This is a genomic window from Nocardia otitidiscaviarum NBRC 14405 (assembly GCF_000308635.1).
Lineage (GTDB): Bacteria > Actinomycetota > Actinomycetes > Mycobacteriales > Mycobacteriaceae > Nocardia > Nocardia otitidiscaviarum.
Map to the genome: position 1 here is coordinate 167,690 of NZ_BAGD01000081.1, position 15,377 is coordinate 183,066.

Genomic DNA, 15,377 nt, shown 5'->3' on the forward strand with positions numbered 1-15,377 from the left:
CACTCGGGGGCGGTCGGCGGACGGCGATGCCATTGGCGATGTCGATCGGGGCCGTGAATGTCGCCAGGGGTCTCGCCGCACATGCCCTACCGTCGCGCCTGCCATGCCGCCGCACCAGGCGGGTCGCCGCATCGGGCGAGGGCCGCTCACGCCCAACGCGGACGCGGCGCTCACGCGATCGGCCGCGCGACAGCCGAGCTGACGATCGAACGCCGGAGTCGCTCAGGCGGTTTCGAGGAACCGCTGTACCGAGCGCGACGGGGCCGGGCCGGTGCGCCAGACCAGATACAGGTGCGATGGCGGGGCGTCCGGCACATCGCGGTAGACCACGCCCGGGTGGGGTGCGCGCGTGCGGGCCAGTTCGGGGACCGCGCCGATGCCCCGGCCGGCCGCCACCAGTTCGATCCACTCGTCGAAATTGGCGCAGGTGATGATCTGACGCTCCGCGTTGGGTGCGGGCCAGGAGTTCTCGTCGGTGGTGCCGGAGATGGTGTTGACCACCAACGGGAGATCGGCGAGATCACGCCAGCTCGGCGCATCGCCCTGAGCCAGTGGCGAGGTGGCCGCGACGGCCAGCACACGCCGCTCGGTGGCGATCTGCTTCGAAGCGAATCCTCGGGGGAGGCGAATCTGTTTGCGGTACAGCGCGATATCGATGGTGCGTGCGGTCAGCGCCGCGAGCGGGTCGTCCACGCGGTGGATCTCGATATGCCCGCCGACCGCCTCGAAGCGGGTGCGTGCGGCCGCGAACCAGGTGTCGGGCAGCAGCCAGGAGAAGCCGAGGGCCACCGCCGCACGCAGTTGCAGGTCGGCGCACACGGTGTCCAGGTCGGCGAGGATGCGGCGGGTGTGCGCGAGGAAGGTCGCGCCGTCCTCGGTCAGGTCGAAGCGGCGCGAGGTGCGCTCGATGAGGCGGGTGTCGAGTATGCGCTCCAACTGCTGGATGGTGCGGGTGAGTGAGGGCTGGGTGACGTGCAGTCGCCGGGCCGCCCGCGTGTAATTGGCCTCGTCGCACAGGGCGAGGTAGGCGCGCAGGTGGCGAAGCTCCAGATCCATGCGTCCAGCGTATACATACCGCGTAGGAAGCATTTCCCAGGTGCGTTCACGGTCCGTAGCGTCGGCGGGTGTGACGATCGTGGCGACTCGACGACTGGGACTGGGCACGGCGGTCGCCGCGGCCGCGGGCTTGGCGGCCGCCGTCGGGGTCGGGCGGTTCGTCTACACGCCGCTGCTGCCGATCATGGTCGATGCCGGTCGGCTAGACGCGCACAGCGGCGCGCTGGTGGCCGCCGCGAACTACGCGGGCTATCTACTCGGCGCGGTGGCGCTGGCTCGGCGTCCGGAATGGAACGGGCGCTCGATCTTTCGGCTCGCCGCCATGGCCCTGATCGTCAGTGACCTGCTCATGGCGATCCCGGCCGCACCGGCCGTTGCGGCGGTGCTGCGGTTCGTGGCCGGGATCGCCAGTGCGGCACTGTTCATCGGCTGCGCCGCCATCGCGGCCCGACACGAGAACCGCAGGCGTGCGGCCGGGATCGTCTTCTCCGGTGTCGGGGCCGGCATCGCCGCGGCCGGGCTGCTGGTGCTCCTCACCCAGCACGTGCTGTCCTGGCAGGCGCTGTGGCTGGTGTCGGCCGCGGTCACCGCCGCGCTGCTCGCGCCTACGCGACGCCTCGACATCCGACCGGGCACCCGGCCCGGCACGGGGGCACGGACCGGTGCGAGCGCCCCGCCACCGGATGGCGATCCGGCCGGGCACCGCGTGGTGGGCCGCCCGATGGCCGCACGAATCCGGCCCCGTGTCGCCGCCGAGGAGGCCGTATGCCGGGTGGGCCAGGGCGAGATCATCGCGTCTCAGGTGGGGCACGGCGAGATCACGGCACCCCGAGCGGACGGCCCGCCCCGCCCGGGGCGTGCCTGGCTGGCGCTGCGTGTGTCGTACCTCCTGGAGGGACTCGGCTATATCGTGATCGGCACCTTCCTCGTCGCGGCCGTCGCTGGGCCGGGCCGACAGGCCGAGAGCACGCTGATGTGGATTCTGGTGGGATCGGCGGCGGTTCCATCGACGGTGCTGTGGGGTGCGGGCGCGCGCCGGTGGTCGGCCTCCCGCATGCTCGTCCTCGCCCTGATACTGCAGGCGATCTCGGCCGCCCTGCCCGCCGTATCGTCCGGCACCGCCGCCGCGCTGGTCTCGGCCGTCCTGTTCGGCGCGACGTTCATGGGCATCGTCATGTTGGCCATGGAGATCGGTGACGATCTGGTCGACGGCCCGGCGGCCGCCACCCTGACCGCGGGCTACGGTTTCGGGCAGATGCTCGGCCCGCTGGTCGTCGCACCGGTGCTCGGGAGCGGGTACACCGCGGCCTTCGGTATCGCCACCGCGGTCCTGCTCGCCGCCGCGGCGGCGGCATTGGTTGTGCACCGGTCATATGCTTCGATCGAGACATGACGGACAGCATTGATGTCGCACGGGTCGTGAGCGCCAGCCGGGAGGTCGCCGCGAACGCGGAGCGGATCTTCGACCTCATCGCCGATCCGGCACAGCAGCCGCGCTGGGACGGCAACGAGAATCTCGATCGCGCACCGGACGGGCAGCGCGTGCGCGCGGCGGGTGCGGTGTTCACGATGACGCTCACCAACGGCCATGTCCGCGAGAACCACATCGTCGAGTTCGAGGAGGGCCGCCGCATCGCCTGGCTGCCCTCGGAACCCGGTAAGGACTCCCCCGGCCACCTGTGGCGCTGGGAACTGGATCCCCTGGGCGACAACCGGACTCGGGTCACCCACACCTACGACTGGTCGAACCTGACCGACGAGAAGCGCCTCCCCCGAGCCCGTGCGACGACCCCGGACAAGCTACTGGCCTCCATCGACCGTCTGGCCGCCCTCGCCGAAAGCGAGTAGCTCCGCGCGGGTCAGCCTGCCGCCGGTTGGAAGAGTTCGACGACATTACCCGCCGGATCGAGCAGCAGGATCTGTTGTCCGCCGGGGCCTTTCACGATGTCGTTGCGGAACGGCACCCCGGCGGCACGCAGTCGCTCGACCTCGGCGGCGATATCGTCGACGATGAGCTGGACGCGGTTCCATCCACCCGGGTGCGGGACCTCGCCGTCCGGCATGGGGCGGCCGGCGGAACTCTTCGGCCCGGAGAGCAGCAGTCGCAGTGGGCCACGGCTGATTCCGGCGAAAACCGGGGCGGCGTCGAGATCGACGCTGAAGCCGAAGTTGTCGGTGTAGAAGGCGAGCGCGGCGGCGACATCGTCGACCATATAGCGGACGCTGATCTGGTCAGTTGCGGTGTTCGACATAATCGACACTCCTGGGAGTGAATGTGGGTTCCATAGCGGTCGACAGGAATCGGATACGGGTGTCGAGTTCAGCCGCGACACGGCAGAACTCGGCGTATTCGGCCTGCGGAGTGGACCCGGCGGCCGCCGGGTCCGGCATGCTCCAGTGCATGCTGACGGCCGCCCCGTGGTCACGGGGTACCTCACGGACCTTGTCGCATAACGTGATCACGTAGTCGAAGTGGCGGTCGGCGACGGCCGACAGCCCCACGGTGCCGTGGCCGCTGAGGTCGATGCCGTACCGCTCCCGCATGACGCGCACGGTGTTCGGATGCAGTGCGGACTTGGGATGACTGCCCGCACTGGCCACCTCGAGGGCACCGCCACCCCGCCGACGCAACAGCGCCTCCGCCATCGGTGAGCGGGCGCTGTTTCCGGTGCACAGGAACAGCACCGCGCCGGACGGCTCCCCGGCGGCGTCGACGGTGGGAGCCAGGGCGGGATGCAGCGCCGCCGATGCCGCGGCGAAGGCCGTGCCGCAGCGGGCCAGATCGAGGTGGTAGTAGCTGTCGCGGCCGTCGAAACTACTGCGCCGCACCGTCACCAGACCGGCCGAGCGCAGCAGTCGCAAATGGTAGGAGACCAGATTCTGCGGCTCCCCGGTCGCGGTGACCAGTTCCCGCACGCGCCGATCACTGCCCGCCAGTTCGGTGAGCAGCGCCCAGCGCAACGGGTGCGAGGCCATCCGCATGAGGAGTGGGACCCGATCGACCACCATGTCTCGAAAATACATCAAACCAGTTTGATGCACTAGGGGTGCGCGGGGCCCGATCCCGTCAGATACGTACAGCGACAATCCGGAAAGGCGTCGTGGGCGTCCCCGGAGCCATCGGCCCACCCTTGTCGAACTGGGAGGCCACGACCAGCGTTCGATCTCCCACACGCACCAGAGTCGTCGGGATGGCGAGGGATTCGTCGGTGAACTGCTCGGCGAGGGTGGCGGTGGCGTAGTCGTCGGACATGGTCCAGCGGCTCAGCGTGTTGGTGGTGTTGTGGGCGACCCGCAGCGTGTGATCCACCAGGTCCAGGCCGTCACCGTGAGCCACGTCGCCACCGTTCAGGACCACCTTGCGCACCGGCTCCGCCGCGTCGGGCGCGGTCGCGATGCGGTACAGATCCCCGCCGGTCATATCGACGATCAGCAGATACCGGCCCGTCGGATCGACCACGATGCCGTTGATGCCGAAGGCATCCTCCGGGAGTGGTTCGAGATGCGGCGCGAGATCGAATACCGGTGCGAGTTCGGCATTTCCGCCGGCGACGACTTGCTCGGGGGTCACGCGGTAGACGACCGAGCGGATGCTGTCGGTCAGGTAGGCGGTGCCGTCGGGCGCGAAGTCGAGATCGTTGACGAAACGCGGCGCATCGCCCGGCACGTCGAAGCGCGCGACCAGCGCCCGGGTGGCGATGTCGTAGACGGCTACCCCGGCGGTGGAATCGGTGACCCACAGCCGACCGCGGTCGTCGACCTTCATGCCGTTGGCCGTGGCCCGGCCGTCGGTTCCGGCGGGCAGGAAGACCTCCGCCGCGGTCGCACCGGCGGCGGCCCGGTAGACCGCGCCATTGGTGTAGGAGCCGACATAGGTGTCGCCGGTGCGGGCGTCGAGGGCGATGCCCTCGGGATAGGCGCGGTCATCCGGCAGCGCGTAGGCGGTGGCGACCCGCGTCTCGGGATCGTTCGAGCTCGCGGCCGGTTCGTCGGACTGCCCGCAGGCGGTGAGGACGAGTGCCGCCGCCAGGGTCGCGATGAACGTCGGCATGCGGCGGGGTGCGGTGAGCATGGGTTTCTCTTCTCGACAGCACGAATGAGTGACTACTCATCATTGAGTGGTCACGAATGTAGATTAGAGGTCTAATAATCGTCAAGACACTAATCATGGGACGACCGGATACCATGCCTGCATGACCGCCATGCCTGCCGCCGAGCGGATCGGCTCCTATGTCAAACGCGCCGAGCAGGCTCTCAACGCGGCCAAGAACGCCGCCCTCAAACCGGCCAGGGTGACAGTCGCGCAGTACGCCGCCCTGCTCTTCCTCACCGAGAATCCCGGCATCTCCGCCGCCGCCCTCGCCCGGCTGTGCGGCGTCACCCCGCCGACAATGAATACGATCCTCACCAACCTCCAGGACCGCGGGCTCATCGAGCGCACCCCGCACGCCTGGCATCGAAATGTCTTGGAAACCCGTCTGACCGAACAGGGCGAGCAGGTGATGCACGATGCCGACGCCCGCGCCGTCCGCGTCGAACGCGCCCTGGCCGAGGAGTTCACCGCCGCCGAACGGCAAACCCTGCTGGACCTGCTCACCCGCTGCGCGGACCGCCTCGACACGATTCGTCCCGAACCCCAACCCGGGAAGCGGTGAACCAGGGCGGGCGTACCCGCGCCCCCACCGTGTGATTGCCGTCGCGATGCGCGGGAACCACCACGGTTATGACGATGATCGTCGGCACCTCGGGCTGGCAGTACGCGGATTGGCGTGCGGTGTTCTACCCGAGGGGCGTCGCGCAACGGCGGTGGCTCGAGCACTATGCCGCCTCGTTCGCCACCGTGGAATTGAATGCCGCGTTCTATCGGCCGGTGACCCGATCGACCTTCGAAGGCTGGCGGGAGCGCACCCCGGCCGACTTCACCATGGCGGTGAAGGCCAGCCGGGTGGTCACCCACTATCGGCGGCTGGTCGATGTCGACCTTCCGCTGGAGCGGTCACTCGCGGCGGCATCCGGACTGGGCGACAAACTGGGTCCGATCCTGCTGCAACTGCCGCCGAATCTGACCGCGGCACCGAATCGGCTGGATGCGGTGCTGCGGCTGATTCCCACCGCCCTGCGGGTGGTCGTGGAGCCGCGCCACGAGAGTTGGTGGAGCGATGAGGTGCGCGCCGTGCTGGCGGCGCATCGGGCGGCACTGTGCTGGGCCGATCGGCTGAACGAGCCGGTCACGCCGCTGTGGCGGACCACGGACTGGGCGTACGTCCGCTTCCACGAGGGTACGGCCGAGCCGTGGCCGCGCTATTCGGACGAGGTGCTGGCCGCCTGGGTGCGGCGGATCGGCGATACCTGGGGCACCGACCGAGACGTGTACGTGTACTTCAACAACGATCCGGGCGGTGCGGCGATCCACAATGCCGTTCGCTTCGCCGCATTCGCGCGCGCTGCGGGCTGGCCGGTCACGCGCACGCCCGCGCCACTGGCACCGGCCGTGGACCCGCCCGAGGTATCCAGGGAGTGGAACACGCCGTGGTGAAATCCGAGATCATGTTTGCCCTCGATCGAGCCGGGTAGTTGCCGAAACATAGCTGAACCAAGGTCATTCGATTCCGAGAATTCGAGGAGCACTACCATGACTGGACTGCTCGACGAGATCATCGGCAATTCCGTGTACGACCGCGGTGGCGACAAGATCGGCAAGGTCAAGCAGATCTACATCGACAACACCTCGGGCGCGCCCACCTGGGCTGCGGTCTCCACCGGCTTCTTCCATGACGACTCCCTGGTGCCGCTGGCCGGGGCCCGGCACGAGCCCGGCTCGGACGCCCTCCAGGTGCAGGTCGCCAAGGACGAGGTGAAATCCGCCCCGCACGTCGACCTCGAACCCGAGATCAGCGTCGACGACGAGCGCGAACTGTTCACCCACTACCACCTGGACCCGCGCGGTGCGGGCTGGGACGCCGGCGGCGGACCCGGCTACGACCGCCGAGCCGACGACGAGATGATCCGCTCCGAGGAACGCCTCGAGATCGACAGGGAGCGAACCACCACGGGCCGCGCCAGGTTGCGCAAGTACGTGGTGACCGAGGAGCAGACCGTCACGGTGCCGACCACCCACGAGGAGGTCCGCATCGAACGCGAGCCGATCACCGATCCGCGCGCGGCGGAGCACGCGGATATCGGCGACGAGGAGCGCGAGGTCACCCTGCACGAGGACCGGTTGACCGTCGACACGGAGGCCGTCCCGGTCGAGCGCGCCCGCTTGGCCGTCGACGAGGTCGAGGACAGCCGGACCGTCTCCGGCATCGTCCGCAAGGAACGCTTCGAAACCGAAGGCGTCGAGGACGATCCGAACCGCGAGCGCTAGGGAGTCCGCGCCCGCCGATCCCGCCACGGAACCGAGGGGTCGGTGGGCGCGGCACCGGCTACGTCGACACTGCGGCACGGACTCCGCGTCCGACGCAGACCAGTGCCGCGACAATCAATGCCGCAGGTACCAGGAATGCCCACCAGCCCGTCGCCCTGCCCAGCGCCACAGCGCCTCCCGCACCGACCACCAGTCCGGCGATGCGGGCCGGTGACCACGGGTCCGCCTTGCCGGTCGCGGCGAGATCGCTACAGAAGCGGGTGAAGGTGCTCGTCAGATAGGTGGTGGGGGAATTCGGATCGGCCGCCATCACCGTCGCGGACTGCATGCCCATGGCCAGCGAAGCCAGCACCAGCAGCGGCGCCCGGCCGAACCCGTCGCCGCAGACCACGGCCAGTGCGGCGAGCGCGCCGACGAGAACGGCTTCGGCGACGAGACATTCGAGTACACGGCGCTCGCGGCGCCCGCGCTCCGCACGACACCAGCGGGCCGCCACCACGACTCCCACCGCATAGCCGCCCAGCACGGTGAGCGGGCCCGCGACATCCGTCCACGGCAGTGCCGCGGCCACGCCGAGCAGCACCAGATTGCCGGTCAGGACGCTGGCGAACACCTTGCCCAGCTCGGTGAACACCAGCGCGTCCGTGGCCCCGGCCCCGGCGCTGAGCAGCACCAGCGCGGTGGGGCCGCCCGGAAAGCCGATTCGGCTCCCCTGTTCGATTGCCATGCGGTCACCGTATCCGCGTGGCGCCTAGCCGCCCGGCAGCGACGAGAGCGAGCCGCGTCACCCCCGCGCATCGACGGCGACGCCGTGACCGCAGCACCGGGACGCGGATCGGCCCCGTGAGCCGACCGTCAAGCCGATGTCGCGGCGGGTTTCACTCCGAGGCTGTCGAGGCTGGTGAGCAGGAAGTCGTTCACCGCGGTGGGGTTCTCCAGCTGCACCAGGTGACCCGCGCCGGGCACCTCCACCACCGCGCGCAGGTCCGGGACCGCGGCCCGCATGGTGGCCAGCGGATCGCGGCCGCTGAAGCCCTCCATATCGGGATCGTGCTCACCGTAGAGGAAATAGGCGGGCACGCTCACCGTCGCGTCGGCGAAGTCGGCGGTCAGTTCCCAGTTGCGGTCCAGATTGCGGTACCAGTTGAGCCCGCCGGTGAATCCGGTGCGCTCGAAATCGACAGCGAGAGTGTCGAATTCCTCCTGGGTGAGCCAGGACCACGGCAGTGCGGGGGCATCCGGCAGTACGTCCAGGTAGCCGAGGCCGGGCGGATTCTTCCAGGTATCGAGGTAGTGGTAGGCGCCGCTGAGCGAGTAGTACACCCGGGCCAGGAATTCCCGTGGGCGGGCGGCGAGTTCGGCATCGGCCACACCCGGCTCCTGGAAGTACGACAGGTGCAGGAAGTGCCGCTGCGCGGCCTTGGTCCAGAACGCCGACGGCGGCTTGGGCGGGCGCGGGGCGAACGGATTGTTCAACACCATGACGCCGTCCACCCGCTCGGGGGCGCGCAGCGCCAGCTCCCACACCAGCTGCGCCCCGAAATCCAGGCCGACGAAGACGGCCCGCTCGGCTCCGATGTCGTCGAGCAGGGCGAGCAGATCCCCGATGACGACCGCGTTGGTGTACGCCTCGGGATCGGCGGGAGCGTCGGTGCGGCCGTATCCGCGCAGGTCGGGGGCCAGTGCCCGGTAGCCCGCCGCGGCCAGCGCCTCGACCTGGTGGTGCCACACGAAGCCGGTGTGCGGGAACCCGTGACAGAACACCACCGGGTGCCCCTGCCCCCGCTCGGTGACATGCATATCGATGCCGCTGGTCCGCACCGTGCGATGGCTGTTGTCCACTACCGCCTCCAACTTCTAGAACACGTTCTTATTTCAAGGTAGTGTCCAGCGGTTGTGAGCGAAATACCCAAGATTCTCGACGGCCGGGTCGCGGTGGTCACCGGCGCGAGTCGCGGTATCGGCAAGGGCATCGCCCTGGAGCTGGGCGCGGCGGGTGCCACCGTGTATGTCACCGGCCGCAGCACCACGGCCGGACAGCTGCCCGGAACCGTGCACGCCACCGCCGCCGAGATCACCGAACTCGGCGGCGCGGGAGTGGCGGTGGTGTGCGATCACCACGACGACGCGGCGGTGGAACGCCTCTTCGCCCAGGTGCGCGCCGACCACGGGCGACTCGACGTGCTGGTGAACAACGTCTACAACTCGCCGTCGGCGGCGCGCTGGCTCGGACGCAAGTTCTGGGACGTGCCGCCGAAAGCCTGGGACGAGACCTTCGATATCGGGGTGCGATCCCATTACGTGGCAAGCGTTTTCGCTGCTCCCCTGCTCATCGAGGCGGGCGGACTGATCGTGAACGTGTCCTCGCCCGGCGCGCAGCGGCACATGCACAATGCCGTCTACGGCGTCGGCAAGACCGCCCTGGACCGGATGACCGCCGACTTCGCGCACGATCTCGCCGACACCGAGGTCACGGCGGTGTCCATCTGGCCCGGCATCGTGAATACCGAACTACTGCAGATGGTTCCGGCCGACGAACACGGCCGCCGAATGGTCACGCTGCCCGGTGAGGGCACCTTCGACCTCGACGCCGCCGAGTCGCCGCGCTTCCCGGGCCGTGCCGTGGTCGCGCTGGCCGCCGATCCCGAACGCCGCAAGCGGACCGGAAAAGCCTGGCGGGTGGCCGATCTCGCGGACGAGTACGGATTCACCGATATCGACGGCCGTATTCCGCGCGCCGACTAGCGCACCGCACCAATTCGCAGCAGTTTTCCGACAGAAGGAGTGCCAAGTATGCGACGCGTATTCATCGTGGGTGTCGCCATGACGCCGTTCGTCAAGATCGGCTCCCGCGAATGGACCTATCCGGAGATGGTCGCGGAGGCGGTACGCGGGGCGCTCGGCGACGCGGGCATCGGCTACGACCGGATCCAGCGCGCCGCCGTCGGCTACGTCTTCCAGCCGTCCGCGGCCGGGCAGCGCGCCCTCTACGACATCGGACTCACCGGCATTCCGATGGTGAACGTCAACAACAACTGCGCCACCGGCTCCACCGCGCTCATGCTGGCCCGGGAATGGGTCGGTGCCGGCCTCGCCGACGTGGCGCTGGCGGTCGGGTTCGAGCAGATGACCAAGGAGGCCATGGCCGGACCGGCCAGCAAGCCCAAGGCGACCACCGTCGACCACCACCTGACCGTCATACGCGGGCAGTTCGACTTCGGGAACGCGCCCATCACCACGCAGTTCTTCGGCAATGCCGCCATCGAGCACATGAAGCGGTACGGCACCACGCCCGAGCAGCTGGCGCGGGTGGCGGTGAAGAACCACGAACATTCGACCCGGAATCCGCTGGCGCAGTTCCAGAACGCGTACACCCTCGACGAGGTGCTGACCGACAAGCCGGTGCACGGACCGCTCACCCGCTCGCAGTGCTCCCCCATGTCCGACGGGGCGGCGGCCGCGGTGGTGGTGAGCGAGGAGTTCGTGCGGGAGCACGGGCTCGAGGCGCAGGCCGTGGAGATCCTCGCCCAGGAGCTGGCCACCGACGATTCCGCCGCTTTCGCCTCCGGATCGATGATCGATGTGGTGGGCTCGGGTATGACCCGTCGCGCCGCACAGCGGGTGTTCGACTCCGCCGGAATCGGCATCGGCGATGTCGACGTGATCGAACTGCACGACTGCTTCTCCATCAACGAACTCATCACCTACGAAGCCCTCGGACTCTGTGGCGAAGGCGAATCCGGTGCGCTGGCCGAATCCGGGGCCACCACCTACGGCGGCACCTGGGTGGTGAACCCCTCCGGCGGCCTCATCTCCAAGGGCCACCCGCTGGGCGCCACCGGACTGGCGCAGGCCACCGAATTGTCCTGGCAGCTGCGGGGTCTCGCCGGTGAGCGGCAGGTACCCGATGCCCGGATCGCCCTCGCCCACAACCTCGGACTCGGCGGTGCCACCGTCGTCACCCTCTACGCCGCGCCCAGCGCCTGACCGGAACGGGAGTTGAATTACCCATGACTGCCATCGATCCCGACACCCGCCTGCGGATGCCGGTGCACAACGGCCACAGCCTGCTCGCCGGACTGCGCCGCCACAAGCGCAATCCCGTTGTGACACTAGGCGATACCGTACTCACCGGCGCGGACGTACTGGACGCCATCAGCCGGTACGTGGCCGCGTTCGAGGCCAATGGCGTGAGCACCGGAACGCCGGTCGGCATTCTCGCGCTCAACCGTCCCGAGGTGCTGTTCACCATCGCGGCCGGGCAGGTCCGCGGGCAGCGGCGGACCGCACTGCACCCCATCGGCGGACTCGACGATCACGCGTACGTCCTCGCCGACGCCGGTATCACCACCCTGATCCTCGATCCGGTGCCCGCCTTCGTGCAGCGCGCCCGCGCACTGGTCGACCGGGTACCGAACCTGACCAAGGTGCTCGTCCTCGGCCCCGTACCGGACGAATTGGCCGACGTCGGTGTGGACTTCCTCGCCGAGGTGGAGAAGTTCGAACCCGAACCGATCGAGGCCACCGAACTGCGGCCCGACGATGTCATCTCGGTGAGCTACACCGGCGGCACCACCGGCAAACCCAAGGGCGTGGTCGGGACCGCGCTCACCATGGCCACCATGACGCAGATCCAGCTGTCGGAATGGGAGTGGCCGAAGCGTCCGAAGTTCCTCATCTGCACGCCGCTCTCCCATGCTGGCGCGGCCTTCTTCGTGCCGGTGGTACTGCTGGGCGGCGAATGCATCGTACTGCCGCGCTTCGACGCCGGTGAGGTGCTGAAGGCCATCGAGGAACACCGGATCAGCGCCACCATGCTGGTGCCGTCCATGATCTACGCGCTGCTCGACCACCCGGATGTCAAGACACGGGATCTCTCGTCGCTGGAAACCGTCTACTACGGGGCATCCGCCATCGACCCGAACCGGCTGACCCAGGCCATCGAACGGTTCGGACCGATCTTCGCGCAGTACTTCGGGCAGTCCGAGGCGCCCATGGCCATCAGCTACCTGGCCAAGGACGAGCACGACAAAGCGCGGCTGAGCTCCTGCGGACGGCCCTCGGTCGCACTGCGCGTCGCACTCATCGACGACAAGGGCGAGGTCGTACCGCAGGGTGAGGTGGGCGAGATCTGCGTATCCGGGCCGCTACTGGCGGCCGGATACCTGAACCTGCCCGAGGTGACGGCCGAGACGTTCAAGAACGGCTGGCTGCACACCGGCGACCTCGCCCGCGAGGACGAGGACGGCTTCCTGCACATCGTCGGCCGCAGCAAGGACATGGTCGTGACCGGAGGGTTCAATGTGTTCCCGCGCGAGGTCGAGGACGTGGTGTCCGAACATCCCGCCGTACTCGATGTCGCGGTGGTCGGCGTGCCGGATCCGCAGTGGGGCGAGGCGGTGACCGCGGTCGTGGTGCTCGACGCCGCCACGGCCGCCGACACCGCCGCGGTGGACACGGTGACCGCCGAGATCCAGGCCACCGTGAAACAGCGCAAGGGTTCGGTGCAGGTGCCGAAGAATGTCGTGGTCATCGACAAACTGCCGCTGACCGGGCTCGGCAAGCCCGACAAGAAGGCGGTACGGGTGATCGCCCAGGAGCGACTGGGTATCTCGTGATCGGCCCGGCCGTCTGACGTTCTAGGCCCGGCCGGTGGTCGGGCGCGCGGCCCCCAGTGTGCGCAGCAACAGCGCTCCTCTGCGCACACTGTCGGTCGCCGCCTCGACCACAGCGCGAGTCACGAAGTGCCCCAACGCCGTTGCCACGAAGACGGCGGAAATGAGGAGCGGTGCCCATTCCCAGCCGAGTGCCAGCAGCGTGCGTTCGAACGTGTCGCGCGGCTGCACCACCGGCTCCCACGAATTGAGCCGCACCCAGCGCCCCAGAAAGACGCCGATCGCGCACAGCAGATGCGTCAGCAGCGTCAGCGGGGTCCGCCAGGCCCCGAGGCCGGACCGCTCCAGGAAGCGGTTCATCTCACCGAGCACCAGGTAGTAGGCCACGAACCCGGAGGCGATGAAGGCCGCGTACACCGGCAGTACGGTGGTCACGACCGGCCCGTCCCCCGCCCACCGGATGTCATCGCGCAGATGCACCAGATCGGTCACCACGTACGGCGCGTTCGGCAGGAACAGCAGCAACAGCACCGCTCCCGCCCACCACACCGGCGACACCAGCAAACGCCGCTCCCGCGGTTTCGCCATCCGGAACACCAGCAGCGCCAAAACCACCGGGACCCAAGCCAATACCGTGTTCCACCCCATCCAGAACAGGTTTCGGTGCAGCACCCCCGTCAGGCTGGGCCCGACCGCATCGACAATATCCATGCGCTCATCTTGCCCACGGATCGGCCCGATCGGCCGCCGCTCTCACAGACCCCACAGTGTCTACACACGATCGCCACGAACCGGTCCGCCCAGCGCGAATCACCCGGGTGCCGCCGTGGCGGCACCCGGGTGATTCGAAGCCCGTCAGCTTACGAGAACTTGATCTCCAGGCCGATCCCGAGAATGGCGATCAACCAGACGATCCCCGTGAAGATGGTGATGCGATCCAGGTTCTTCTCGACCACGGTCGACCCGGAAAGGCTGGACTGCACGCCGCCACCGAACAGGCTGGACAGACCTCCACCCTTGGCCCGGTGCAGCAGCACCAGCAGCACCAGCAGCACGCTGGTGACGATCAGCAGGATGTCCAGGAACATGCGCATTTCACGGAGTATATGCGCATGTCACCGGTACGTTCCAACCGCCCCCGGTCCGTGCGGAAGGCAGAGGACTCGAACCCCCGGGACGCGATGCCCGCCTCCGGTTTTCAATACCGGCTGGTCTCCACAGGCCGGAGCTTTCCCTGCGCACGATCGAAACTTGCGGTACAACCACGTTCGCAGAAAAGGCCGCGCGGCAACAACCGACTTTCCCACCCCGGGGATCCTCTAGGCAGAGCCATCCCGCCGCAGCGAACCGCGGGGTAGGCATCACACCGGTCAAAGGATTACTCGAATACCGCGTCGATGCGGTCGGCGGTCAGCACTCGCGCCGCCCACACCCGCAACCGAGCCGCCTCCGCACCCCGCACCGCCACCTCGACCTCCGCCGCCAGCGGCCCGAACTTGAACGTAAGCTGCTCGAGCAGCAACTCGGCACGCCCCCGCGCCTCCCCGCGGGCTTCACCCCGGGCTTCACCCTCCGCGCGAAGCTGTTCCGCAGCCGTCACGATGACCTCCTTGACCTCGGGACCGAGCCGGTCGACCACCGGCCCCAGATCGGAATCACTGGTATTGCCGACAGTAAGAATGTACGTCACCACACACTCCAGGTCATCGACACCACCGGGCGCGGCCACCAGCGCGTTCAGATCCGCAACCAGCGGCAACAGGTCCGTTCCCAGCGAGCTTCAACAACACCAAGAGAACCCGTGCCGCGGGCGTCAACTCCCGCGCACACAAAGCCGGCACCGACTGCGCGGTGAGGTCGTCGAGCAGAAACCGGAACCGTGGCAGGCACGCACCGAGCGCGTCACGGGTGGCCGGATCGATGTCGATCACCTCCGACAGCTCCGTCGGAACCTCCCAGCGACGGCCGTCCGGGCTGGCGTGCACGACCAACGGGATCACCACCGGCAGCGTCCTGGCCTGCGAGTGGTCGCCCACCGTCCAGCCGAGTGCCGAACAGTAGGTCGCTGTAGCGCGAACGCAACCGCTGAGAGACGAAGCTGCACGGCTGCAGCACCAGCGCGTCCCAATCCAACCGGGCCACCACTGATTCCGGCAGCATCGCCCGTAGCTCACCGGCGACGTCGGCGGGGCGCGACATCACGTGCCGGAAGTAGGCGTCATGTGGGTTCGACGGTGAGTCGGTCACGGACGGGCAAGCTGCTCCCAGGCAGATTGCGACACACCGATTTCTTGCGGTTCCGCTGGTGGTTGCGCGCTGCGATCCCGACCGTGTCGCGA

The 15,377-nt window shown here is 68.5% G+C and carries 17 protein-coding genes, 1 tRNA gene and 1 pseudogene; 8 read left to right on the forward strand and 11 right to left on the reverse strand.

Annotation, left to right across the window (positions count from 1 at the left end):
* Positions 1 to 222 precede the first annotated feature (222 nt).
* On the reverse strand, positions 223 to 1,056 hold the full coding sequence (locus tag ON31_RS17370; RefSeq protein ID WP_039814913.1) for a LysR family transcriptional regulator: 834 nt from the start codon (positions 1,054 to 1,056) through the stop codon (positions 223 to 225).
* 70 nt (positions 1,057 to 1,126) lie between these two features.
* On the opposite strand from ON31_RS17370, the gene ON31_RS17375 reads away from it, so the two are divergent.
* Both ON31_RS17375 and ON31_RS17380 read left to right on the forward strand, forming a co-directional pair.
* Entirely contained in the window at positions 1,127 to 2,449 is a 1,323-nt protein-coding gene (locus ON31_RS17375) for a YbfB/YjiJ family MFS transporter (protein ID WP_051037393.1), read from the forward strand.
* Entirely contained in the window at positions 2,446 to 2,904 is a 459-nt protein-coding gene (locus tag ON31_RS17380) for an SRPBCC family protein (RefSeq protein WP_039814915.1), read from the forward strand. The genes ON31_RS17375 and ON31_RS17380 overlap by 4 nt, the downstream gene beginning before the upstream one ends.
* Before the next feature lie 11 nt (positions 2,905 to 2,915).
* On the opposite strand, the gene ON31_RS17385 is transcribed toward ON31_RS17380, so the two are convergent.
* Genes ON31_RS17385 through ON31_RS17395 form a run of 3 tightly spaced genes read right to left on the reverse strand, consistent with a single transcriptional unit; the run spans position 2,916 to position 5,128 of the window.
* Positions 2,916 to 3,308: a VOC family protein gene (locus ON31_RS17385; RefSeq protein ID WP_039814916.1), complete on the reverse strand. Its 393-nt coding sequence runs from the start codon at positions 3,306 to 3,308 to the stop codon at positions 2,916 to 2,918.
* Positions 3,289 to 4,065: an arsenate reductase/protein-tyrosine-phosphatase family protein gene (locus ON31_RS17390; RefSeq protein WP_218007343.1), complete on the reverse strand. Its 777-nt coding sequence runs from the start codon at positions 4,063 to 4,065 to the stop codon at positions 3,289 to 3,291. Before ON31_RS17390 ends, ON31_RS17385 begins: the two co-directional genes overlap by 20 nt.
* A gap of 58 nt (positions 4,066 to 4,123) precedes the next feature.
* The gene (locus ON31_RS17395) at positions 4,124 to 5,128 is read right to left on the reverse strand and encodes an SMP-30/gluconolactonase/LRE family protein (protein WP_051037394.1); all 1,005 of its coding nucleotides are present in this window, start codon (positions 5,126 to 5,128) and stop codon (positions 4,124 to 4,126) included.
* Between the two features lie 121 nt (positions 5,129 to 5,249).
* Between ON31_RS17395 and ON31_RS17400 the strand changes: the two genes are divergently transcribed.
* The 3 genes from ON31_RS17400 to ON31_RS17410 all read left to right on the forward strand — a co-directional run bounded on the left by ON31_RS17400 (position 5,250) and on the right by ON31_RS17410 (position 7,423).
* Positions 5,250 to 5,711, forward strand: coding sequence for a MarR family winged helix-turn-helix transcriptional regulator (locus ON31_RS17400; RefSeq protein ID WP_255222145.1), 462 nt, complete (start codon positions 5,250 to 5,252; stop codon positions 5,709 to 5,711).
* Between the two features lie 68 nt (positions 5,712 to 5,779).
* Positions 5,780 to 6,592, forward strand: a complete 813-nt coding sequence (locus ON31_RS17405; protein WP_051037395.1) for a DUF72 domain-containing protein — start codon at positions 5,780 to 5,782, stop codon at positions 6,590 to 6,592.
* A 96-nt stretch (positions 6,593 to 6,688) separates the two neighbouring features.
* Positions 6,689 to 7,423, forward strand: coding sequence for a PRC and DUF2382 domain-containing protein (locus ON31_RS17410; protein ID WP_039814917.1), 735 nt, complete (start codon positions 6,689 to 6,691; stop codon positions 7,421 to 7,423).
* A 58-nt stretch (positions 7,424 to 7,481) separates the two neighbouring features.
* Here ON31_RS17410 and ON31_RS17415 read toward each other — a convergent pair whose 3' ends face one another.
* Together ON31_RS17415 and ON31_RS17420 are read right to left on the reverse strand one after the other, a co-directional pair.
* Positions 7,482 to 8,150, reverse strand: coding sequence for a YoaK family protein (locus tag ON31_RS17415; RefSeq protein ID WP_051037396.1), 669 nt, complete (start codon positions 8,148 to 8,150; stop codon positions 7,482 to 7,484).
* A gap of 128 nt (positions 8,151 to 8,278) precedes the next feature.
* Positions 8,279 to 9,223: an alpha/beta fold hydrolase gene (locus ON31_RS17420; protein WP_051037425.1), complete on the reverse strand. Its 945-nt coding sequence runs from the start codon at positions 9,221 to 9,223 to the stop codon at positions 8,279 to 8,281.
* 96 nt (positions 9,224 to 9,319) lie between these two features.
* On the opposite strand from ON31_RS17420, the gene ON31_RS17425 reads away from it, so the two are divergent.
* From ON31_RS17425 to fadD8, 3 genes are read left to right on the forward strand one after another with little or no spacing between them, the layout of a single operon-like run.
* Entirely contained in the window at positions 9,320 to 10,168 is an 849-nt protein-coding gene (locus tag ON31_RS17425) for an SDR family NAD(P)-dependent oxidoreductase (RefSeq protein WP_039814918.1), read from the forward strand.
* Between the two features lie 48 nt (positions 10,169 to 10,216).
* On the forward strand, positions 10,217 to 11,410 hold the full coding sequence (locus tag ON31_RS17430) for a thiolase C-terminal domain-containing protein (protein ID WP_039814919.1): 1,194 nt from the start codon (positions 10,217 to 10,219) through the stop codon (positions 11,408 to 11,410).
* A gap of 23 nt (positions 11,411 to 11,433) precedes the next feature.
* Complete coding sequence (fadD8, locus tag ON31_RS17435; RefSeq protein WP_051037397.1) at positions 11,434 to 13,041, forward strand: fatty-acid--CoA ligase FadD8; 1,608 nt, start codon at positions 11,434 to 11,436, stop codon at positions 13,039 to 13,041.
* A 21-nt stretch (positions 13,042 to 13,062) separates the two neighbouring features.
* Here the strand turns inward: fadD8 and ON31_RS17440 are convergent, their stop codons facing one another.
* From ON31_RS17440 to ON31_RS38575, 5 genes and pseudogenes are all read right to left on the reverse strand, one after another.
* Positions 13,063 to 13,749: a DUF1361 domain-containing protein gene (locus ON31_RS17440; protein WP_039814920.1), complete on the reverse strand. Its 687-nt coding sequence runs from the start codon at positions 13,747 to 13,749 to the stop codon at positions 13,063 to 13,065.
* Between the two features lie 149 nt (positions 13,750 to 13,898).
* Complete coding sequence (gene secG, locus ON31_RS17445) at positions 13,899 to 14,132, reverse strand: preprotein translocase subunit SecG (protein ID WP_039814922.1); 234 nt, start codon at positions 14,130 to 14,132, stop codon at positions 13,899 to 13,901.
* A gap of 54 nt (positions 14,133 to 14,186) precedes the next feature.
* Positions 14,187 to 14,272 (reverse strand) — tRNA-OTHER (locus tag ON31_RS36755).
* A gap of 144 nt (positions 14,273 to 14,416) precedes the next feature.
* Complete coding sequence (locus ON31_RS34735; protein WP_051037398.1) at positions 14,417 to 14,797, reverse strand: hypothetical protein; 381 nt, start codon at positions 14,795 to 14,797, stop codon at positions 14,417 to 14,419.
* Positions 14,742 to 15,237, reverse strand: a pseudogene (locus ON31_RS38575) (Rpn family recombination-promoting nuclease/putative transposase). Before ON31_RS38575 ends, ON31_RS34735 begins: the two are co-directional and overlap by 56 nt.
* Positions 15,238 to 15,377: the final 140 nt, after the last annotated feature.